Source organism: Cytobacillus sp. EB106-05-05-XG126 (assembly GCF_058791715.1).
Map to the genome: position 1 here is coordinate 33696 of NZ_JBYTDU010000005.1, position 21753 is coordinate 55448.

At 42.0% G+C, this 21753-nt stretch carries 18 protein-coding genes, 1 pseudogene and 3 riboswitches; all 19 genes and pseudogenes read right to left on the reverse strand.

Going from position 1 to position 21753, the window contains the following annotated elements; all coding sequences use genetic code 11:
- Positions 1-70: 70 nt before the first annotated feature.
- The gene (locus AC3WTL_RS16080) at positions 71-1648 is read right to left on the reverse strand and encodes a Na+/H+ antiporter NhaC family protein (RefSeq protein WP_248349495.1); all 1578 of its coding nucleotides are present in this window, start codon (positions 1646-1648) and stop codon (positions 71-73) included.
- A gap of 313 nt (positions 1649-1961) precedes the next feature.
- A riboswitch (Lysine riboswitch) is annotated at positions 1962-2169 on the reverse strand.
- A 65-nt stretch (positions 2170-2234) separates the two neighbouring features.
- Positions 2235-2981 (reverse strand): sporulation protein YunB, encoded by a 747-nt coding sequence (gene yunB / locus AC3WTL_RS16085; RefSeq protein WP_048011994.1) that lies wholly within the window; start codon positions 2979-2981, stop codon positions 2235-2237.
- Between the two features lie 505 nt (positions 2982-3486).
- The gene (locus AC3WTL_RS16090) at positions 3487-4581 is read right to left on the reverse strand and encodes an HD-GYP domain-containing protein (protein ID WP_048008477.1); all 1095 of its coding nucleotides are present in this window, start codon (positions 4579-4581) and stop codon (positions 3487-3489) included.
- Between the two features lie 222 nt (positions 4582-4803).
- Positions 4804-5106 (reverse strand): YunC family protein, encoded by a 303-nt coding sequence (locus tag AC3WTL_RS16095; protein ID WP_035329361.1) that lies wholly within the window; start codon positions 5104-5106, stop codon positions 4804-4806.
- Positions 5107-5222: 116 nt separating this feature from the next.
- Positions 5223-6068, reverse strand: coding sequence for a DUF72 domain-containing protein (locus AC3WTL_RS16100; RefSeq protein WP_163142573.1), 846 nt, complete (start codon positions 6066-6068; stop codon positions 5223-5225).
- Positions 6069-6437: 369 nt separating this feature from the next.
- Entirely contained in the window at positions 6438-7616 is a 1179-nt protein-coding gene (locus tag AC3WTL_RS16105) for a Ger(x)C family spore germination protein (RefSeq protein ID WP_222499111.1), read from the reverse strand.
- Positions 7603-8645: pseudogene (locus AC3WTL_RS16110) on the reverse strand (GerAB/ArcD/ProY family transporter). Before AC3WTL_RS16110 ends, AC3WTL_RS16105 begins: the two are co-directional and overlap by 14 nt.
- 66 nt (positions 8646-8711) lie before the next feature.
- Positions 8712-10277, reverse strand: coding sequence for a spore germination protein (locus AC3WTL_RS16115; protein ID WP_222499107.1), 1566 nt, complete (start codon positions 10275-10277; stop codon positions 8712-8714).
- 432 nt (positions 10278-10709) lie between these two features.
- Positions 10710-12107, reverse strand: a complete 1398-nt coding sequence (gene sufB / locus AC3WTL_RS16120; protein ID WP_048008472.1) for a Fe-S cluster assembly protein SufB — start codon at positions 12105-12107, stop codon at positions 10710-10712.
- 106 nt (positions 12108-12213) lie between these two features.
- Positions 12214-12663 (reverse strand): Fe-S cluster assembly sulfur transfer protein SufU, encoded by a 450-nt coding sequence (gene sufU, locus AC3WTL_RS16125; protein WP_035329358.1) that lies wholly within the window; start codon positions 12661-12663, stop codon positions 12214-12216.
- Positions 12653-13882, reverse strand: coding sequence for a cysteine desulfurase (locus tag AC3WTL_RS16130; protein ID WP_222499105.1), 1230 nt, complete (start codon positions 13880-13882; stop codon positions 12653-12655). The genes sufU and AC3WTL_RS16130 overlap by 11 nt, the downstream gene beginning before the upstream one ends.
- Positions 13882-15192, reverse strand: a complete 1311-nt coding sequence (gene sufD / locus AC3WTL_RS16135) for a Fe-S cluster assembly protein SufD (protein WP_048008469.1) — start codon at positions 15190-15192, stop codon at positions 13882-13884. Before sufD ends, AC3WTL_RS16130 begins: the two co-directional genes overlap by 1 nt.
- A gap of 17 nt (positions 15193-15209) precedes the next feature.
- Positions 15210-15995, reverse strand: a complete 786-nt coding sequence (gene sufC, locus AC3WTL_RS16140) for a Fe-S cluster assembly ATPase SufC (RefSeq protein WP_048008468.1) — start codon at positions 15993-15995, stop codon at positions 15210-15212.
- Positions 15996-16328: 333 nt separating this feature from the next.
- Complete coding sequence (locus tag AC3WTL_RS16145; RefSeq protein WP_169799774.1) at positions 16329-16481, reverse strand: YuzK family famiily protein; 153 nt, start codon at positions 16479-16481, stop codon at positions 16329-16331.
- 294 nt (positions 16482-16775) lie between these two features.
- On the reverse strand, positions 16776-17147 hold the full coding sequence (locus AC3WTL_RS16150) for a carboxymuconolactone decarboxylase family protein (RefSeq protein WP_048008467.1): 372 nt from the start codon (positions 17145-17147) through the stop codon (positions 16776-16778).
- A 125-nt stretch (positions 17148-17272) separates the two neighbouring features.
- Positions 17273-18118, reverse strand: coding sequence for a MetQ/NlpA family ABC transporter substrate-binding protein (locus tag AC3WTL_RS16155; RefSeq protein WP_048008466.1), 846 nt, complete (start codon positions 18116-18118; stop codon positions 17273-17275).
- A 12-nt stretch (positions 18119-18130) separates the two neighbouring features.
- A complete protein-coding gene (locus AC3WTL_RS16160) occupies positions 18131-18799 on the reverse strand; it encodes a methionine ABC transporter permease (protein ID WP_048008465.1) in 669 nt (222 codons plus the stop codon).
- Positions 18792-19817 (reverse strand): methionine ABC transporter ATP-binding protein, encoded by a 1026-nt coding sequence (locus tag AC3WTL_RS16165; protein ID WP_252219683.1) that lies wholly within the window; start codon positions 19815-19817, stop codon positions 18792-18794. The genes AC3WTL_RS16160 and AC3WTL_RS16165 overlap by 8 nt, the downstream gene beginning before the upstream one ends.
- A 151-nt stretch (positions 19818-19968) precedes the next feature.
- Positions 19969-20072: riboswitch (SAM riboswitch) on the reverse strand.
- A 140-nt stretch (positions 20073-20212) separates the two neighbouring features.
- Positions 20213-21529, reverse strand: a complete 1317-nt coding sequence (locus tag AC3WTL_RS16170) for an O-acetylhomoserine aminocarboxypropyltransferase/cysteine synthase family protein (protein WP_252219686.1) — start codon at positions 21527-21529, stop codon at positions 20213-20215.
- Positions 21530-21615: 86 nt separating this feature from the next.
- Positions 21616-21717, reverse strand: a riboswitch (SAM riboswitch).
- Positions 21718-21753 lie beyond the last annotated feature (36 nt).

Here is a 21753-nt window from a genome sequence, read left to right on the forward strand (position 1 = left end):
CCTTTTTATTTATGTTGGACAACACCAAAAAAAGGCTTTCTCTCAAAGAGAAAGCCTTTTTCTATAGTGTTTAACTTGCCCTATTTTCCTGCCAGGCTTCTTTTTTACCGCGGCCAAGGAAAGCAAATGCCGCTACAAGAACAGCTACTGTAAGTAATGCGATAACAGTGCTGCCAGTAAATCCGATGACCAGATATCCAACAGCAGCGATTCCTGCTGAAATCAAGGCATATGGAAGCTGAGTCATCACATGGTCTATATGGTTACAGCCTGCCCCTGTTGAGGAAAGGATCGTTGTATCGGAAATCGGTGAACAATGGTCACCGAATACTGCACCCGCCAGGACAGCTGACATAGCCGGCAATAGCAGATTCATATCTGTTGCAGCAGCAATGTCTCCAGCAATCGGAAGCAGGATTCCGAAAGATCCCCATGAGGTTCCAGTACTGAAAGCCATAATTCCCGCTATGGCGAAAAGTAAAAACGGAAGCCATGATGTGCTCATATTTGAGCTTTCCACCAGACCGGCTAAATACTTTCCAGTTTCCAAACGGCCGATTAAATCAACAATCGCCCAGGCAAACAGCAGGATATAAACAGCTGGAAGCATGGATTTAATGCCTTCCCATACCCCTTTTCCAAAAACATTTGGATTAACGCCTTTCAAGGAGAACGCCTGACGGAAGAATAAACCAAGCGAAACCAATAGACCCACCAGGCCACCAAGGATTAGGGATTTAGAGACATCCGTGTTCTCAAATATTTGTAAAACGGTCGCATTTCCTTCAACCGCCTGTGAACCCGTCCAAAACATTGAGCCCACTGTACCAATAACAAGAGCTATAATCGGCCAGACAAGATCACCAACAGATCCTTTAGAACTTGTTGGAAGGTCGTCCTTCAGTTCACCAGGTGCCGGCTTCTCAGGATCCATTACTAGCCCCTCTTCAACCGCCCGCTTCTCATGCACTTTCATTGGCCCAATCTCTATGCCTCTTATCGCTACGATAAATACAATAGCAAGAGTAGCCCATACATAAAGGTTCATGGGAATCATTTGAATAAATGCCGAGAAAGCTGAATACTCGGTAACATTATGTGCAGCAAGGATTGTTCCGATCAGCGCAATAATATATGCTCCCCAGCTCGAAACCGGTGAAACCACACAAACAGGTGCTGAAGTCGAATCAATCAGGTACGCCAGCTTTGCACGGGATACGCGCTGGCGGTCTGTAATCGGACGTGAAATCTGACCGACTGCCAGAGCATTGAAATAGTCGTCAATAAAAATGATAATACCTAAAACAGCTCCGACAATCTGTGCGCCTGCACGGGTCTTGACCCGCTTCATCGCCCATTCTCCAAAAGCGCGGCTTCCGCCTGAGATAGATATAAATGCAGTAATAACTCCTAATACAAGCAAGAATAGAATAATATATACATTCCAGGTGTTCAGCTCTCCGTCTGAAACAAAAATTCCTTTTACAGCATCCCAAATGATGCTGAAAGTTTCTTTGATGCTGAATTCAGCCAGCAATAGCGCGGCTGTAACGATCCCCACTCCCAGTGACAGCAATACGCGCCTGGTCAGGATAACCATAGCGATTGCTACCAAAGGCGGCAGCAGGGAGAAAATCGTGTTAGTCATTTCTTGTCCTCCTCTGAAATTTGAATGGTGTCCAGCTACAGGCGCCATCGGCTCGAGGTCATAAGCCAATCCGTCAAGAAGGTTAAAGAACAACCTTCATGCCGGCTCGTCTTATGCTTGAGGCCCGCAGGAAGCGGGTCATGCAGACGTTGCCACAGGACGTGGCGGTTTTAGTCTGCGTTCCTTTATAAGCGGGCGCCTTCCGCTTTTCGTAGGGGAAACAACAAGGATGATGACGAAAACCAAAATAAAAAAAGAGTAACGATAGAGAAAAATCTATCATTACTCTTTTGAAGTAATTAGTTTCTCCATCACGATCTGTAGCTCCCCATTATGAAGGGCTTTGACAAAGTATATTCATACTTTCCCCTCATAATGACAGTGTTACTCCTATTCGAAGTAACCCCAGCATGATTAGTTTTGACTCACTAATTCTGCTTCGGCAACATTCCCTTTCGGCTGCGGTCGTCGTTGTCATCCTCACACAGCGTACTTTTGAATCCTGCACCTCTACCCCATCGGATATGATAAGGTTTTTATGAAATTATAGTAGAATTTTATCAAAATACTAACCTATTAGCAAGAGTTATTGGCCGGCCGGTATTTCTATTGATGGCGAGGTGCCCCCTCCGCCATTGTAAAATTGCGGGACCTTTCCCGGGTAAATGCCATAAGCCGCCAGCACATCCTCCTGTACTGTGATAATTTTGGTGGCAAAAGGAATGATAATTTGAACCTGTACGTCCAGGCGGACCAGCACCTTCACTTCCACATTATTTATACCGTGATCCTTTGTCTCAGTTATGAAATTGGAGGTAACGGAACCGACTGCATTAAACTTCACCGGTATACGGGGACCCAAGTTACCAAGGAGGGCATTATTGGTTGCCTGGCCAAGCGGCACGTAATAGACAATTCCATTTGAGTGCTGCATTTCCTCCGTATTGATTTCCACATCTGTAAAGGACTCCAACGCATCCAAATCGCCCTTTTCCGCTTTCTTAATATTATCCTGAACCAGTTCGGTTACTTCCGCTTTGACTCTGTTCAGCTTTTCCACGTTTATGCTGACAACACCGCTCTCGCTTGCTTCAAACATATCTTCTAAATCCATCACATTGGTAATTTTTTTATTAATCGCATTGTTTATCACCAATGATGCAATTTTCCTTGTCTGTGAATCGGCATAGCTCATGAGTGTTGGCTTAAGCCCTTCATTGATAATCCAGAGGCCGGCAGCTGTTGAAATAACAAAAAATACAAAGGTCAGAAGAAATACATAGCGAAATGGAAGAGGACCTTTCCGGGGCAGCCGGCCGCGAAATTTTGCCAAAACAAATCCCCCCTTTACAAGCTATATGTATGCTGTAAAGGAGGGAACTAGGCTCAAAAATTCAAAATAGTTTATCGCAGTCTAACGGGCAGTAAAACCCCACTTCAAGTCTCAGCGGAATCAAAGGAGGATCAGGGGGGTCAGACTGCCCGTAAAGGCCCGATTGGTTCAACTAACAATCAGTGGGGAAAAGAAAAGCCCCCACTGATTGAAGTTTCACTTTATCGCAGTCTAACGGACAGTAAGACCCCACTTCAAGACTCAGCCGAATCAAAGGAGGATAAGTGGGGCCAAACTGCCCAATCTAGCTGCGGCTCCTAGGGGCTCGCTTGTCACCCCTGGGCAAGTCGCCTCGCTTTATAATGTAAAGGCCCGAAAGAAGGACAAAGACTAAGAACGCCACTTCCTCCCAAAAGCTGACGCATTTGGTCGTGCGATGCTCATGCTGACGAAGCCTTCCTTGTCCTGTGGGCCTCAACTAAGCCCCACTGAAGAAAGTTTCACTTTATTGTTGTACTAAAGTCGTATCACAGCCTGTAATAACAGAATTCAATTCAAGCCCTAAATCCGCTTCATAGGGCTCCACATTCCTGCCCTTTTCTTCAAGTATGCGGATGACTGGCCTGTCGCTGAGACCCGGATTCTGCCGGCAGACAACACCTTTTCTTCCGTCATTCAGCTCGACTGTAACACCAACTGGATACACGGCAACCGCCTGCCGGAAAACTTCAATGACTTTCTTATCAAATAATTTTCCGGCCCCTGCATACAGAACTTCCAGGCCTTCATGCGGGAGCATAGCCTGTCTGTAAATGCGGTTGGATGTTACTGCGTCAAACACATCGGCAATCGCAATTATCTTGCCGAATTCATGAATCTCCTTCCCCTGCAGGCCGCGCGGATAGCCTGAACCATTTAATCTCTCATGATGCTGAAAGGCGCAATGCGCAACGAGGAGAGGAATCGTCTCTACCTTTCTTAATATATTAAATCCATCTTCCGGATGCTTCTTTATTGATTCAAATTCGTCCTCTGTCAATTTACCCGGTTTCATAAGAATATCTGCAGGCACCTTCATCTTTCCGACATCATGAAGAATAGCACCCAGCCCCAGGATTTCAAGTTCCTTTGGCAGGAGCTGAAGCTTCATCCCGATTGCCAGTGAATACAGAGTTACATTCAGGGAGTGTGTGAAAATATAGTGATCATATGTATAAACATCTGATAGGATCGTAAGAAGCTCTTTATTTCCCCTTATTTCAATGAGTAGCTGACGTATCAGCCCTGAGAGCCGCTTGGAGGCATTCTCAATTACCAGAGAGCCTGATAACTCTTTATTTGCTTGTACTTCCTTCAGAACGGTTTCAATGGTTTCGATAGCCTGTTTGCGCATTTTGGGAGTCAGAGGGTCCTTATATTGGATATCCTCAGTGCGCAAATCCTTAATATACACATAGGTAATACCCATTTCCTGCAGTTTATGTATTAATTTATCAGCCAGTTCCACACCTTCTTGCAAAAGGACCTGACCCTTGTCATTATATATAGCTTTGGCCAAAACACTGCCAGTCTCAATTGTATTGGTTGCTGCTAATCTCATATATATCTCCCATTATCCTTTTTTCGGTGCTACCTTATATTTCGGGAATTATTTGGTTTTATTTACATTATACGACAAAATTTCCGGCATGAGAGTAAGTTTATGATATATTTCCGGATAGAAAGATTTATATGAAGATAACCTGTTTTTACGTGCGGATAGAGTAATTTATGTGCAGAGCGCTCATGCATTAAAAAAAGACAGCCCTATTCAGGCATGCCTTTAAATCATTTTTAGAAGTGCTTCTTTTCCAATGGTTCCTTTAACAATACCCAGTTCCTCCGCCTCATAAGTGACAGATTCAAGCGGGGCATTTAACAGCTGGTCTATCGTTTTTACACCGACAGCCCTGCCGGCAATTACTTTTCGGTCCTTAAGCTTCTCATTCAGCAAAGCTACATCCAGGGCTCCGCACATGATATACCCTTTATCATTCGTTACCACCAGCAGATTGGTCTTCGGCAGCTGCACTGAAACACTCAAAAAAGTGTGGCCATCTATATCAATCGGCTTCAAATCAATCATACCTGCACCCACTCCTTTCCTTTTCCCTTACACAATATGTGCGGACAAGGAAAAGGGTGAAAGTGACAGGCACCTATACCAGTTGGCTGAAGTGGTGTAGGTGCCTGTCACCCGCTTTAGAATAAATCAAGCTGTCTTGGAGCAAGCTGCTGATATTCGATATCCAGCATTTCGATCATTTGTTTAGCGTTGTCTGCCGCGTCACCGCCAGAGTTGTTGTTGAAAACGACGAATACATTTTTACATTTTTTCTCGAGCAATTTCAGATGTTCTGCCCATTCTGCCAGTTCTTTTTCGTTATAGCGGTAAAGATAGCGGACCTCCCGCCAGTTGTCCGCATTCTTTTTCTGCCAGCCGTGAAAATTGCGTCCATGAAAACGAACGAGTACCTTGTCAGTACTGGTTGTTTCCAGAACTGTCGGAACTGAACCTTCACCGGCTTGCGGCTCGTCACAGATGCTGTGAATCCAATCTTCCTCTTTCATAAAGCTTAATGTGCTTTCCCTGAACTCCGGACGAAACCATGATTGATGCCTGAACTCCAGGGCACATGGGATATCCCCCATCTGCTCCTTGCACCAGCGGAGGTAATCGACATTGGCTTTTTTGCAGTCAAACCATGGCGGAAATTGAAACAGTACCATAGCCAGTTTGCCGGATTCGATATAAGGCTCCAATGAATCTTTAAACGCTTCAAACATTTCTTCTTTGCTTTCAAAAGGGATTTCACCTCTCTGATGACCTGTCATGCCCTGGTACGCTTTTACTATGAATTGAAAAGATTCAGGCGTGTCCTTTACCCATTTGGAAGAGTTACGCTTTGGCTGCACCGCATAAAAAGCAGAGTCCACCTCCACAGTAGGGAAATGGCCCGCATATTCTTTTAGCTTATCTCTAGGTGAAACATTGCCCGTATATAGGCTATCATGGTCGCCCCAGCCTGTTACGCCGATGATAATCATTGAAACACCTCCGTTTTTTTACTCTACTTTTCTTTTAACGGAAAATTTTGTACTGAAACTCTATATGATTATAATTTATTAAAAGTTTCAATTTCCAAGATTTTTAATCCAGTTTACCATAGGATTTTTTAAACTTCCTTTAAAATAATAAACAATTGATTGCTAAGCATTGATTTTATTGAACTCCAAGTTCTTGCCATATATAAAACAAGACGCTTTCTCCTTAACTCTAAGAAAGCGTCCTATGGCTGTGAAGTATTCTTATTTTGTTACTCCTCTGATTTTACCCTATATTGGGAAGTTGCTACTTATATAAATTAAAGGGGCGTGTATAAGCTAGTTGAAGGTTTTGCTCCTTTTGCACTTTTATTATTTCGATTTATTCATTTTTCTGCCTTGAGTCTGGAATTGTTTAATGTTAACCTTCACGTTAATATTAATTGAAGCTTCAGGAAACCGTTCCTCCCAATTTCCCTTTACTTTTTTCCACACTTTCGGTTGATTGATTCGTAAACTCTCTCCAAATCCAGCGACATCTACTTTTAATTCTTTTTGAGTCTTGGTTAATCCTGATTCCATTAATCGCATAAATTCTTTTTCAACTGTTTTTTCTGCTTCTCGAATAAATTTCTCATTAAAAGCATCACTGTTTGGAATCCAATCTTCAGATAATCGGCCTTCAGTATTAATGTTTACTGTATACGAAATATCCCCTCCATTTACCTGAGGCCTAATTGAACTTTTCAGCTGATCAATTTCATATGTAATGATTTTGCCCGTTTCTTTATCGACTCCTGTTACGGCACCTGCTTTTGCTTCACCTGTAATACAATTAATGCCAATGGTTTCATCTTCATCAAGCTCCCCAATCATTTTCTGTGTATTCCCTTTGATAACTGCTGCTCCAATGATTTGAACTCCACCTTTAAATTTTTGTACTTTCTGAACCAAAAAGCTTGAACTGGCCGACATTTTTTCCGAGAAATCGCCTAAGGATAATTTTGGGGGCATTTTTGCTGTTTTCGTTTTCATATTTTCAGTTATAGACAATAGCTTTAAAGCAGGTACTGGATCCTTTGTTCCTTTTATGCTTAATATTTCGCTTGCTTTTTCCTCTGATATCAATACATGAACTGTCCGTCTTATTTCATGGTCGCGAAAGAAAAAATTCAATAATTGGAGTAAATTAATGGATTGTGCTGCTTCCTTACTAATTACCAATACTTTTAAATGGGCATAATTCGGACTGCGACTTGTAGCCGTGGAAGCTTCACGGCCCGCTTCAAATAAAGAGGATTCCTCCATTGTTAAGTTTTGAAATGGCTCTGCTTGACTGCCGCCGCCTCCATTCTCTCCAGCCAATACTTTAGGTACAACAGATTGAATTGTAAATTCAGGAGTTATGCGTTTTGTTGAATGTTCTTGATAATCCACTCCGACACCAACAGCCAGACCTATATCTTCAATATCAACGCGATCCCAACACCCTCCCATAAAAAGGATCGAGATGCAGCAGTATATCAAGATGCTTTTTTTAATTCTTCGCATTTCGTTTCCTCCTTATGAAGGCAATTATTAAAAAAAGGATGGGGATAATTCCTGTAATTATGATGGCCATGTTGCCAATATAGTCAGCTAATTTAAAAACTCCATTTATATCTTCCGGATACATCGCACATAGATAAATGAATGGTATAAGACCATACACAAAAGGTTTGTACGCTTTCTTAAAAACTTGACTCAAACCTAAACTAGCAAAATAAAAATTCATTATAAAGGATGTAAACGTTGTAATCACCCAAAGAATGATAAAAAAGCTTTCAAACCTTTCTAAAAGGAGGAATTTCATTTCAATTGATTTGACCAGTTCGATCGTCGGCCATGTTAACTGCCTAACCTCATCTACTGTTAATGAGCCAATAACAGTTATTACGATCAGGATATACAAAAATAACGGGATAAATATTCCCACGGCTGCAGCTTTCATAGCTTGTTGTGGACGTTGCATATATGCGATTAATATAAGAAAACTTTCAATTCCAGCAAGAGATAAAGTTGTTGGCTTAATCCCGTTGACAACTGGCTTAAATCCTTCACCTAAGACAGGGCGAAGGTTATTTAGATCAACATTTGTTACACTAAGACCCAGCATAAAAAAAATAAATACCAAAACAACCGGAAAGTAAATTTGAAGCAATTTTACAATAGGATATATGCCGCTGATCACGATATACACGCCTACTGCGATATAAACGATAATCACTGCTTCTATCGGAGTTTTATCCAGCAAATAAGCGCGAAGCACTTCAGCCATTGATCGTGCCTGATATCCACTAACTAATATGAAATACATAATAATAAATAGATTAAAAACAAGACCTGCCCATTTGCCAACCAATATAGGACTAAATTGATAAATCGTCATTCCTTTAAATCGAAGGCATAACTTGGTTAGAAAAAAAGCAGCAACAAATGTGATTCCGCCACTAAAAACATACTGATCCAAATATCAGGCGTTTGAACTTCCTCTGCACTTACGCGGGGTAATGTTACAATCCCCACACCAATGATTGTCATTACTAAAGCGACTGTAGCCTGTGTAGGTGTAATTTTTTCGTTTGAACCATTCACTATGATCTTCCTTTATCTAATCCGAGTGGAGTCTTTGGGTTTTAACATTTCAGGTCTCTCTTTAAGAACACTATATGGTAATCGAAGTATTGCATCCTTCCAATCTTTAAATTGATACGGAACAAATGGAGAGGTATATTCAACACCAAAACTTTTAAGCTTGACAAGGTGAATCGTAATGGCCATCGCAAACATAATAATTCCAAATAACCCTAATACAGCAGCTGAAAGCATCATTCCAAAGCGTAAGATTCGAATAGCTATTGCCGCCCCATACTGCGGTAAAGAAAAGGAAGAAATTGCCGTAACTGCCACAACAATGACCATCATTGGGCTGACTAAGCCCGCTGTAACAGCCGCCTCCCCAATAACTAGCCCTCCTACAATTCCAACTGTTTGTCCAATTGGTTTAGGAAGCCTTACACCTGCTTCCCGCAGTATTTCAATTGTGATTTCCATCAATAATGCTTCTACAATACTTGGAAATGGCACTCCTTCCCTGCTTCCTGCAATCGAAATTACTAAATCAGTTGGAATTAACCCTGGATGATACGAAATAAGTGCTACGTATAATGAAGGACCAAATAAAGAGACAAACGCTGCTCCAAACCGCATGAAGCGAATGAGGGTACCAACAAACCATCGTTCATAATAATCTTCCGGCCCCTGAAGAATAGAGGTAATCGTGACTGGCAGAAGCAATACAAAAGGCGTTCCATCAACTAAGATGGCTACACGACCTTCTAATAATCCACTTGCTACTTTATCCGGCCTTTCAGTTGTTATGAGTTGTGGAAACGGTGATAAAAAATCATCTTCAATGAACTGCTCAATAATCCCCGATTCAAGTATTTGGTCAATATCAATTTTTTCTATTCGTTTTTTGGCTTCTTGGATGATGCTGTCATTTGTAATATCTTTTATATATGCCATGATAACCGGTGTTTGACTTCTGCGTCCGATTGTATATTTGTCTAAAACTAAATGGGGATCTCTTATTCGCTTTCGAATTAAAGATATATTCACAAGAATATTTTCGACAAACCCTTCTCTTGCCCCCCTTACAGAAGCTTCTGTAATTGGTTCTTCAATTTGTCTTGATGGCCATTTTTTTGTTCCAAGTATAAGGGATGTATCGACGTTATCAATTAGTAATGCCGTATCTCCATTCAAAACCCCTATCACACAGTCTTCTATCTTGTTGTTTTCTTCGACATCGGTTAGCGTTACAACATGGTCTTTAATGATTTCTTTGATGTGCGAGCCGGTGGCCCGGTCTTGTTTTACATAGCATTCTCGCATTTGAAGTTCTAACATGATTGACTTTAATATTTGTTCATGAATTTGCTCTTTATCGGCAAGCCCTTTAATAAAAACGACAGCTGCTTTAACGTTATATAAGTCAATATTAAATCTGCGAATCGCGATATCAGGGTTATTTCCTAAAATATTTTGTATTTGCTCGAGGTTAGAATCCAAACTAGATGAAAAGAATACATCTGTCCCATGTATCTTTACTTGTTGATGAGCATTTTTCGTTTGTTTTTTCTTTTTTTGCAGCCAAGCCCATTGATTCATCTCCCTCACCTGCTTACATAAAATATTTTTTCGAGACTGGTAAGTTTTAAGCTACACTTTAGGTGTGGAAATTTTGATTAAGAGGATGCTAAATCTTTAACTGGATTTTATTGATCGTAACCATTTTGAAACTTTGGAAATAGAATAGGGAATTAAAAAAGCTAAACATGCACCAAATAAGTGTTCCCATTTTGGAAGGAAAGATATGATTTTCTCCATAAACTCATCACCTGCTATTTATTTTCACCTAACACTTTATTTATCATTCATTTTATAAAAGATGGAAATCCTAAATGAAGACATAAAGAAATCGGCAGGACTTGGAGTGGAAAAATACAGGTTGACTAACTGCCTTCCTTCAAAGGTAGAGTCTCTTAAACAAAAAAATGATTGAACGGCATAGCCGTTCAATCATTTTTTTTAAAATTATTATTAACCAATAGAACCTTCCATTTCAAACTTGATCAGGCGGTTCATTTCTACTGCGTATTCCATTGGAAGTTCTTTCGTAAATGGCTCGATGAAGCCCATTACGATCATTTCTGTTGCTTCTTCCTCTGAAACTCCGCGGCTCATAAGGTAGAATAGCTGTTCTTCAGATACTTTTGAAACCTTCGCTTCATGCTCAAGAGAAATGTTGTCGTTCAGGATTTCATTGTATGGAATCGTATCTGAAGTTGACTGGTTATCCATAATCAACGTATCACACTCGATGTTGGCACGTGCACCTTCAGCTTTGCGGCCGAAGTGAACGATTCCGCGGTATGTTACTTTACCGCCCTGCTTGGATATCGATTTCGATACAATCGTTGAAGACGTGTTTGGTGCAAGGTGGATCATTTTCGCACCTGCATCCTGATGCTGCCCTTTGCCTGCTAATGCAATGGAAAGGGTCATACCGCGTGCGCCTTCTCCTTTAAGAATAACTGCCGGATATTTCATTGTCAGTTTTGAACCGATGTTTCCGTCAATCCATTCCATTGTTGCGTTTGATTCACAAACCGCACGCTTCGTCACCAGGTTGTATACATTGTTTGCCCAGTTTTGGATGGTTGTATAACGGCAATATGCGTCTTTTTTGATGATGATTTCAACAACCGCACTATGAAGAGAGTTGGTTGTGTACACAGGTGCTGTACAGCCTTCTACATAGTGTACATGTGCGCCTTCATCAACAATAATTAGGGTACGCTCAAATTGCCCCATGTTCTCAGAGTTAATGCGGAAATAAGCCTGCAATGGCGTATCAACCTTAACTCCTTTAGGAACATAGATGAACGATCCGCCAGACCAAACGGCTGAGTTTAATGCAGCAAATTTGTTATCTGTTGGAGGGATAACCTTTGCCCAGTGCTCACGGAAGATATCTTCATTTTCACGAAGAGCGGAATCTGTATCCTTAAATACGATTCCTTTTGCTTCAAGGTCTTCCTGCATGTTATGGTAAACAACCTCTGATTCATACTGTGCAGAAACACCAGCAAGATACTTCTGCTCCGCTTCCGGAATACCCAATTTATCAAACGTTTGTTTGATTTCTTCAGGAACCTCATCCCAAGAGCGTTCAGTTTTTTCAGAAGGCTTTACATAATACGTAATTTCATCAAAGTTTAATGACGCTAAATCTCCGCCCCATTGCGGCATAGGCATGTTGTAGAAATGGTCCAATGATTTTAAACGGAAGTCAAGCATCCATTGTGGCTCTTCCTTCAATTTTGAAATCTCTTCAACAATTTCTTTTGTCAAACCGCGTTTTGATCGGAAAATGGAAACGTCTTTATCGGCAAAACCATACTTGTAATCGCCGATCTCAGGCATCTTTTTTGCCATCGTCGTATTCCTCCATTCATATAGGAAAGGGTTCACACCCTATCAATTCATAGTTTTTTAGCACACAAGGCAGACGAAAAAGTTTTTAATCAAACGTTTGATTAATTTATTCCTGTTCTTCTTTCTCCGTGCCAACGCCTTTTTCCATTGCTTTCCATGCCAAAGTGGCGCATTTGATTCGGGCAGGAAATTGGGAAACTCCCTGAAGAGCTTCGATATCGCCAAGATCCAGATCATCTTCATCATATTCTTTTCCCAGCATCATGTCCGAGAAAACTTTGGAAAGCTTTAAGGCTTCTTCAATATTTTTACCCTTGATGGCTTGAGTCATCATGGAAGCTGAGGACATGGAGATGGAACATCCTTCGCCTTCAAATTTCGCATCAGCCACTTTGCCGTCCTCAAGCTTCAGCGTCAATTGAATCCGGTCCCCGCATGTAGGGTTATTCATATTGATCGTCAGGCTGTCATCTTCAAGTACCCCTTTGTTACGAGGGTTTTTATAATGATCCATTATAACCTGGCGGTAAAGGGTATCTAAATTTTTAGAAGACATCGCTGAAATACTCCTTTGTTTTGACAAGTCCTGAAACAAGCTTATCAATATCTTCTTCCGTATTGTACAGATAGAAGCTTGCACGTGCAGTTGCCGACACCTTGAGCCACTTCATCAGCGGCTGTGCACAATGGTGGCCGGCGCGGACTGCAATTCCTTCTGCATCCAATACAGTTGCCACATCATGTGGATGAACATCGTCTATATTAAACGTAACCAGGCCGGCCCTTTTTGAGGCTTCTTTTGGCCCATAAATGGTCATTCCGTCTATAGCAGACATTTTTTCCATAGCATAAGCGGCCAGCTTGTGCTCGTACGCCTCAATTTCGTCCAGGCCAATCTGTTCAAGGAAATCAATTGCAGCACCTAATCCAATGGCACCTGCAATAATTGGCGTGCCTCCTTCGAATTTCCACGGAAGCTCCTTCCATGTTGATTCATAGAGGCCGACAAAGTCGATCATTTCACCGCCAAATTCAACCGGCTCCATTTTTTCCAGGTGCTTTTTCTTTCCGTAAAGAACACCAATGCCGGTAGGGCCGCACATCTTATGACCGGAAAAAGCAAGAAAATCACAATCCAGATCCTGAACATCAATTTTCATATGCGGAGCACTTTGCGCACCATCCACAACCATAATTGCGCTGTTCTCATGGGCAATTTTTGCAATTTCCTTAATCGGGTTCATAACACCAAGCACATTCGACACCTGCATAATGGATACGATTTTCGTATCAGCTGTTACGGTTGTCCTGACATCCTCTAGGGAGATGGTACCATCTTCCTGCAAGGGAAGGTACTTTAATGTGGCACCCGTCTGCTTAGCTACCTGCTGCCACGGAATGATATTGCTGTGGTGCTCCATATAGGAGATCACAATTTCATCGCCTTCAGACAGGTTAGCACGTCCGTAGCTTGCTGCAACTGTATTGATGGAAGTTGTTGTTCCTCTTGTAAAAATAACTTCCTCAGTCGATTTGGCATTAATGAATTTACGCACCTTTTCCCTGGCACCTTCATAGCCATCCGTTGCTCTCGTGCCTAGCGTATGGACGCCTCTATGAACATTCGAATTATATTCCCGGTAGTATTTATCAATCGCCTCAATTACCGGAACAGGCTTTTGGGAAGTAGCGGCACTGTCCAGATAAACAAGAGGCTTTCCATTGACTTCCTGATCCAGGATGGGAAACATTTGCCGAATCTCACGGGCATTCATTATTTTACTTTCCTTTCAATGACGGCAGTCAGCTGCTTCTTAACGCCTTCGATCGGAAGAGCATTAACAACAGGCGCCAAGAAGCCGTGAATAACAAGACGTTCAGCCTCTTTTTGGGAGATACCGCGGCTCATTAGATAATAAAGCTGCAATGGATCCACACGGCCAACTGAAGCTGCGTGTCCTGCTGTTACATCATCTTCATCGATTAATAAAATCGGGTTGGCATCCCCACGCGCTTTTTCGCTTAGCATCAGTACGCGTGACTCCTGCTCGGCATTTGACTTGGAAGCCCCATGCTCGATTTTACCGATTCCATTAAAGATGGATGAAGCAGAGTCTTTCATAACCCCATGCTTTAAAATGTAGCCTTCGGAATTCTTTCCGAAATGAACTACTTTCGTTGTAAAGTTTTGAGTCTGTTCTCCGCGTCCTACAACAACTGTTTTAGTATCCCCGAAAGAACCGTCTCCAACAAGGTTAGTTGTATTCTCTGAAACTGTATTGCCATCGTTCATAAGTCCAAGAGCCCATTCAATGCGGGCATCACGGCCTGCAACCCCGCGGCGGTTCACATAAGCTGTTGTTCCCTTAGCAAGTGTGTCAACTGCACCATACTGTACTCGTGCATTTGCATTGGCAATGACCTCTGTAACAATATTGAAGATGCCGTTCGCTTCCTCAACTACAGAAACATAGTTTTCCACGTAAGTAACTGAGCTGTTATCATCAGCTACAACCAATACATGGTTGAATAGGTTTGCCTCTTTATCATCATGGATATATACAGCCTGAATTGGCGCTGAAATTTCCACATTTTTCGGAACGTACAAGAACGCTCCGCCGTTTAAAAGAGCCGCGTGCAGAGAAGTTAAACGGTGTTCGTCCGTTTTGACGCCATCCTTCATAAAATATTTCTGAAGAAGCTCGCTGTGTTCTCTTGCCGCTGTAAAGATGTCTGTGAAAATAACACCTTTTTCCTGAAGTTCTTTAGATACAGACAAATGAGTTGGTCTATTATTGCGCTGAATATATAAATTCTGATCGCCAGCTTCTGTATCAATCAGGTTTCTTACATCCTCAGGAAGGTCGTTTAGAGACGCAAAGTCTTCGCTTCCGACAATGTGCTTTTCGAACTGTGTGAAGTTCCATTTAGCTATTTTGGTTTTATCAGGCTTTGGCATTGGCAGGCTTTCCGCGTCTGCAAGCGCATTTAGACGGAGTTCTGTCAGCCATGCCGGCTCGCCCATATCTTTTGAAAAGGAACTAACATATTCCTTATCAAATGGTAGTTTTATTTCCGTTGTCATAGTGATCCCCCTAACGCTTACGCTTCTTGCCCAACTGTTTCGTCTTCAATGCCCAATTCTTTCTTAATCCAGTCATATCCTTCAGCTTCTAAGCGCTGTGCAAGCTCCGGTCCGCCTGATTTTACAACGCGGCCCTGCATCATCACGTGAACATGGTCAGGTGTGATGTAGTTAAGAAGGCGCTGGTAGTGTGTGATAATTAAGCATCCAAACTCTTCTCCGCGCATTTCATTGATTCCTTTTGAAACAACTTTCAATGCATCGATATCCAAACCGGAATCGATTTCATCCAGGATAGCCATTTTAGGTTCAAGCATCATTAATTGAAGAATTTCATTGCGCTTCTTTTCTCCGCCTGAGAAACCTTCATTAAGATAACGCTGAGCCATGTCAAGATCCATTTCAAGGAATTCCATCTTGCTGTCCATTTTGCGGATGAATTTCATAAGAGAAATTTCATTTCCTTCTTCAAGGCGGCTGTTAATTGCAGAACGTAAAAAATCGGCATTTGTTACGCCGCTGATTTCACTTGGATATTGCATTGCAAGGAACAGGCCGGCACGTGCGCGCTCGTCAACTTCCATTTCAAGAACATCTTTACCATCTAAAGTGATGCTTCCCTGTGTTACTTCATATTTTGGATGGCCCATGATAGCAGAAGATAAAGTAGATTTACCTGTACCGTTCGGCCCCATAATTGCGTGAATTTCTCCGCCTTTAATCTCAAGGTTTACACCCTTTAGTATTTCTTTTCCCTCAATAGAAACATGAAGGTCTTTAATTGTAAGTACTGATCCTGCCATAATATATACCTCCGTCAATAAAAGAAGATTTGTAAATCGGTTTCATCCGCAAATCTCTATTCTCATTTTATTCTCATTACAATCTTATAACAAATCAAATATCATAGCAACTCTTTGAGACCATTAACAAACTTTTCAAACGAAAAAGTTTAGAAAGCCTGTAAATATAAATTTTATCATATAAATTCTTTGTCATCAAAGAGTGAAATTACCGGAAACCAGCATGTCCTGTCTATTTTTTCCCGGTACTGTAATTTCATGTATTGCAAAAAGAAAACCAGTGCATCATTGGCACTGGTTACTATTTACTTCATTATTATATATACCTTTAACTTAGGAATGAATTTTTCTTTCAAGATCTGCAACTAATCGCTGGCTTTGAAGATAATCTTCTTCACGTCTTTTTTCAACTTCCATTCGAATATCATGTTTCCGGCTGTACACTTCATATCCAACTCCATGGGCAGCTTGCATAGCTTTTTCCATTTCACTCGTGTAGTTCAGCTGTAACTGACTGATAATGAATCAATCCTTTCGGTTTTTATGCTTTTCAGCATTTGGTTTTACATCTAAAATCTTAACACTCACACTATACCCCGCACAAAGCGGAAAAAACCTGATTTTTTTAGCAAAATAAGGAATGAGAACTGGTGAAACGCTTTCATACTTCCTATCCTTAGAATTCTGGCCGAATGCTCTGGATTAATGGTTGTTTTTATAAATTTTCTGAAAAATCACCATTGCAAAAGAAAACTCCTGCTGCCAAGCAGGAGAAGATTCTCAGTGATTTTGCTGATTCAATTCGGTCATGGCCTCCTGGACGAGCGTAACCGCCTGGCTCATGGCCGCTCCGCCACCAAAAGCTGCTGTTACTCCTACTGCCTCAAGAATCTCTTCTTCGGACGCCCCTTGATCAATGCAGCCTTTTGTGTGGTAAATAATGCAATATTCATCCTGAGAATATAAACTGATGCCGAGCGCGATCAGCTGCTTCTCTTTTTGAGATAAAACCCCTTCTTTAAAGCAGGCTTCTGTAAAAGCATTATAATGCTTTGCCAAATCAGGCATTTTTTCAGTGAAAACTCCTAATCCGACTTTATAATCATGCAGGGCTTCTTCTATTGAGTTTGAAGGTTCATGATAATGTTCCATCGATCTCCACTCCATTTCAAATAGTATCAAGGTTAGTATGTTTGATTGCATTTCAATCTATACGGCAAGTGGGGCTGCTGATCCACAAAAAAAAGCAGGCGCTGTGAACGCCTGCATTTCTGCCTTTACTCAGATACCGGCACAACGGCACCTTCATATTTTTCAAGAATGAAATCCTGGATTTCCTTTGAACGAAGCACTTCTACAAGAGCTTTAATTCCTTCTTTTTCTTCATCACCTGTGCGGACTGCTATCACATTTACATATGGTGATTCTTTGTCCTCGATGGCAATTGAATCTTTAAGAGGATTTAACCCTGCATCGATTGCATAGTTGGAGTTAATCAGGACTGCGTCTCCTTCTCCATTATTGTAGATCTGAGGAAGAAGTGATGCTTCATATTCAGTATCAAACTTTAATTTTTTCGGATTTTCTTTTATATCTTCCAGTGTTGCTTCCGTTTTTTCCACATCTGCATTTAAAGTGATAAGTCCCTCAGCTTCAAGCATGGAAAGGATGCGGCCATGGTCAGCGACAGAGTTGCTCATGATGATGGTTGCACCCTCAGGAAGCTCCTCAAGGTTCTTATACTTTTGGGAATACACACCGATTGGTTCAATATGAATTCCGCCTGCATTCGTAAAATCATATCCATGCTCAGCCTTTTGTGACTCAAGATAAGGAATGTGCTGGAAGTAGTTTGCATCAAGCTCTTTAGATTCAAGAGCCTGGTTTGGCAATACATAATCCTGGAATGTCACAACATCAAGTTCAAAGCCTTTTTCTTCAAGTAATGGCTTTGCTTCGTCAAGAATTTCAGCATGAGGGACATTGGAAGCCCCCACTGTAATCTTTTTGCTTTCTTTACTATCTCCGCCTTCACCGGCATTGCCGCCCTCTTCTGAAGTGCCGCAAGCTGCAAGTACAAGTGCAACTGCCAGTGCAAGAACAAGTGATAACCATTTTTTCATGTCAATCTCTCCTTATCGTTTGTCTAATTTTGTTGTAATGATATCTCCAATAAACTGGATGATAAATACGATGATTAGAATAATGACTGTCGCCATAAGCGTTACATCACTTCGGCTCCGCTGGAATCCTTCCAGATAAGCCAGATTTCCTAGACCCCCGGCGCCGATTACACCAGCCATGGCTGTGTAGCCAACCAGCGCGATAGCTGTCACGGTTATTCCCGAAACAAGGGCGGGCATTGATTCCGGAAGCAGAACCTTCCAGATAATCGTGCTTGTTTTTGCGCCCATTGACTTGGCCGCTTCAATTACCCCTTTGTCAATTTCCCTCAAGCCGATTTCCACCATTCGGGCATAAAACGGGGCAGCACCAATAATTAATGCAGGCAATGCTGCATCCTCCCCAATCATTGTCCCAAGCAAAAACTTCGTAAATGGAATCAGTAATACAATAAGGATAATAAATGGAATCGAACGGAAAATATTGACGAACGCAGAGATAATTTTATTGATTGCTGCATTTTCCCAGATATTCCCCTTTGAGGTCAAAAAGAGCAGCAGCCCCAAAATCGCTCCTAAAATAAACGTTGCAATAACAGAAATAGCTGTCATATAGAGAGTTTCCACAGTAGCTTCCCACATGGAGTCCCATTTCACATTTGGAAACCATTCATTAAGCATTGGAAATCACCTCCACGCCCACCTGCTGAGAATGGATAAATTCAATCGCTTTTGCAACTTCCTCTGCTTCTCCATCAACATGGATGAATAGGGTACCGTAGGAGCCATTCTGCGTCTGGGAGATCTTCCCCTGCAGAATGTTAACAGTTACCTGGAAGTGACGGATCAGGTTTGTAATCAATGGCTGTTCAGCTGCTTCGCCGACAAATCCTAATTGGACTACTTTTCCTTTTGGATACAAATCGACCAGATGATCAATTGTTTCCTTCGTTTCTTCAGGCTCTGTCACCTGCTGGACAAAACGCTTTGTAATCACAGCTTTCGGATTCTTAAAGACATCCAATACAGGGCCGATTTCCACAATCCGGCCGCCTTCCATAACAGCAACCCGATGGCAAATTTTACGGATTACGTGCATTTCATGTGTAATGAGGACAATGGTTAAGCCCAGCCGCTCATTGATGTCAACAAGCAGCTCCAAAATGGAGTCTGTTGTCTGCGGATCAAGGGCAGATGTTGCCTCATCACAAAGCAGCACTTTTGGATTATTGGCTAGGGCTCTGGCAATCCCAACTCTTTGCTTTTGACCCCCGCTAAGCTGGGAAGGATAGGCATCTTCTCTTCCTTCGAGACCGACGAGTTTAATGAGCTCATCTACTCTTTTGAGCCTTTCCTGCCGGGAAACGGATGCGATTTCAAGCGGAAATGCAATATTCTCTCTTACTGTCCTCGACCATAACAGGTTGAAGTGCTGGAAAATCATGCTTATTTCCTGCCGCGCTTTTCTTAGCTTGCTTCCCTTTATCTTTGAAACCTCATTGCCTGCTACTGTTACACTGCCATGGGTAGGAAGCTCCAGCCCATTCAGCATGCGGATTAAGGTACTTTTACCTGCACCGCTGTATCCGATAACACCGAAGATTTCTCCTTCTTTTACCTCCAGGTTCACATCGTCAACTGCTTTTACCTGACCGTTTTTTGAAGAGAATATCTTCTGTACATCTTTTATGGAAATCAACGTGATAGTCACCTCTTTTATCGAAAGATACAGATAATAATTAATAGACTGCTTTTATTCCCTATTCTTCACTCTATATAGGCTTTCATGCGCAAAAGCAAAAATGCCTTTCTGCACATGAGCAGAAAGGCATAAAAAAATTTAGTCCTTTCTCTCATCTATCAAAGCTATGCTTTGAGTGAATTGGCACCATTTCAACTAATTGACGGTTGCCGGGCTTCATAGGGCACTTCCCTCCACCTCTCTTGATAAGAGCGTAACGTTCTATATTAAATTAATACTTTAAATGAATTAAGCAGTTTTTTAACTACGTTTGCTATCGTATCATAGCCATTAAAAAGGTGTCAACGATGAAATTTCAAACTTTCGGAAAAAAGTGAATGGTAAATTTTCCTTTACGCTTTTGCAGCTAGCGATGTGAGACCTGCAGCTGCTTCTATCGCCTGTTCCAGGTCTTCAATTAAATCTTCTGCATTTTCGATGCCGATCGAAATCCGAATCAGGTCCTCCGGCACTCCTGCAGCCTTTAAACCTTCCTCATCCAGCTGCTGATGAGTAGTGCTTGCAGGGTGGATAATCAGGCTCTTTGCGTCCCCGACATTTGCCACATGTGCCCATAGCTGCAAGCTATTGATCAGCTTGGCTCCAGCCTCTCGTCCGCCCGCAATTCCAAATACAGCCACTGCCCCGGCTCCTTTTGGCAAATATTTATCTGCCAAGTCTTTGTCCGGGTGGTTTTCATGACCTGGATAGAGCACCCAATTAACGGCTGGGTGCGCCTCCAAATATTCCACTACCTTTTTGGTATTGGCAACATGTTCCTTCATTCTCACATGCAGAGTCTCAAGACCCAGTGTGAACTGGAATGCACTTTGCGCACTCATTGCAGGTCCTAAGTCTCTTAACAGCTGTACCCGTGCTTTGATAATATAAGCAGCTTCGCCAATTGCTTCGCTATAGACAATATCATGGTAGCTCGGATCAGGCTCTGTAAAGCCCGGAAACTTAGGAGAATTCCAGTCAAATTTTCCGCCGTCCACAATAACTCCCCCCATTGTGGTCCCATTGCCGAGCAGCCATTTTGTCGCAGAGTGTATGACAATGTCAGCTCCATGTTCAATAGGCCTGCAAAGATAAGGGGTAGCAAAAGTGTTATCGACAATCAGCGGCACACCGTTTTCGTGGGCAATTGCGGCAACCTTTTCAATATCCAGGATTTTCAGGCTGGGGTTTCCAATTGTTTCGGCGAAGACAGCCTTTGTTTTATCTGTAATGGCACTCCGGAAATTTTCCGGATCCTTTGGATCCACCAGTTTTACCTTTATTCCATACTTGGGAAGTGTAACTGCAAATAAATTATAAGTGCCCCCATATAAATTGGATGCGGCTACAATTTCATCACCAGCTTCGGCGATATTTAAAATGGCAAGTGTAATAGCAGACTGGCCGCTGGCAAGAGCCAGCGCACCCACTCCTCCTTCAAGCATGGCCACTCTTTCCTCAAACACACTGACAGTTGGATTATGTATCCTGCTATAAATATATCCCGGTTCTTTCAGGGCAAAGAGATCTGCAGCGTGATCTGTATTTTTGAACTGATAAGCATTATTCTGATAAATTGGGACCGCCCTCGCGCCAGTTACAGGGTCAGGCTTCAGCCCCCCATGTACTCCAATTGTTTCAAAGCGGTAATTTTTCTGTTTGTCCGTCATCGCTATCTCTCCTCTATAAAAATGTTTTTATTTCATTTCTTAAAAGCAGAAAAACCCTCTTCATAAGAAGAGGGCTATATCGACTCTTCTTATCTACCAGAGCATTCTGCTCTGCTGGATTTAGCACCGTGTATTTTACCGGTTGCCGGGCTTCGCTGGGCCAGTCCCTCCGCCTCTCTTGATAAGAATATTCAGTTAATTAATATTAAAACGATATTATCATA

What these genes read in the sequence shown, in the direction of transcription:
- AC3WTL_RS16080 (WP_248349495.1), bottom strand. Translation starts at nt 1,648, where the DNA reads ATGACTAACACGATTTTCTCCCTGCTGCCGCCTTTGGTAGCAATCGCT.
- AC3WTL_RS16090 (WP_048008477.1), bottom strand. Translation starts at nt 4,581, where the DNA reads ATGAGATTAGCAGCAACCAATACAATTGAGACTGGCAGTGTTTTGGCC.
- AC3WTL_RS16095 (WP_035329361.1), bottom strand. Translation starts at nt 5,106, where the DNA reads ATGATTGATTTGAAGCCGATTGATATAGATGGCCACACTTTTTTGAGT.
- AC3WTL_RS16100 (WP_163142573.1), bottom strand. Translation starts at nt 6,068, where the DNA reads ATGATTATCATCGGCGTAACAGGCTGGGGCGACCATGATAGCCTATAT.
- AC3WTL_RS16105 (WP_222499111.1), bottom strand. Translation starts at nt 7,616, where the DNA reads ATGCGAAGAATTAAAAAAAGCATCTTGATATACTGCTGCATCTCGATC.
- AC3WTL_RS16115 (WP_222499107.1), bottom strand. Translation starts at nt 10,277, where the DNA reads ATGAATCAATGGGCTTGGCTGCAAAAAAAGAAAAAACAAACGAAAAAT.
- sufB (WP_048008472.1), bottom strand. Translation starts at nt 12,107, where the DNA reads ATGGCAAAAAAGATGCCTGAGATCGGCGATTACAAGTATGGTTTTGCC.
- sufU (WP_035329358.1), bottom strand. Translation starts at nt 12,663, where the DNA reads ATGTCTTCTAAAAATTTAGATACCCTTTACCGCCAGGTTATAATGGAT.
- AC3WTL_RS16130 (WP_222499105.1), bottom strand. Translation starts at nt 13,882, where the DNA reads ATGAATGCCCGTGAGATTCGGCAAATGTTTCCCATCCTGGATCAGGAA.
- sufD (WP_048008469.1), bottom strand. Translation starts at nt 15,192, where the DNA reads ATGACAACGGAAATAAAACTACCATTTGATAAGGAATATGTTAGTTCC.
- sufC (WP_048008468.1), bottom strand. Translation starts at nt 15,995, where the DNA reads ATGGCAGGATCAGTACTTACAATTAAAGACCTTCATGTTTCTATTGAG.
- AC3WTL_RS16145 (WP_169799774.1), bottom strand. Translation starts at nt 16,481, where the DNA reads ATGGAAAAAGCTATGCAAGCTGCCCATGGAGTTGGATATGAAGTGTAC.
- AC3WTL_RS16150 (WP_048008467.1), bottom strand. Translation starts at nt 17,147, where the DNA reads ATGGAACATTATCATGAACCTTCAAACTCAATAGAAGAAGCCCTGCAT.
- AC3WTL_RS16155 (WP_048008466.1), bottom strand. Translation starts at nt 18,118, where the DNA reads ATGAAAAAATGGTTATCACTTGTTCTTGCACTGGCAGTTGCACTTGTA.
- AC3WTL_RS16160 (WP_048008465.1), bottom strand. Translation starts at nt 18,799, where the DNA reads ATGCTTAATGAATGGTTTCCAAATGTGAAATGGGACTCCATGTGGGAA.
- AC3WTL_RS16170 (WP_252219686.1), bottom strand. Translation starts at nt 21,529, where the DNA reads ATGACGGACAAACAGAAAAATTACCGCTTTGAAACAATTGGAGTACAT.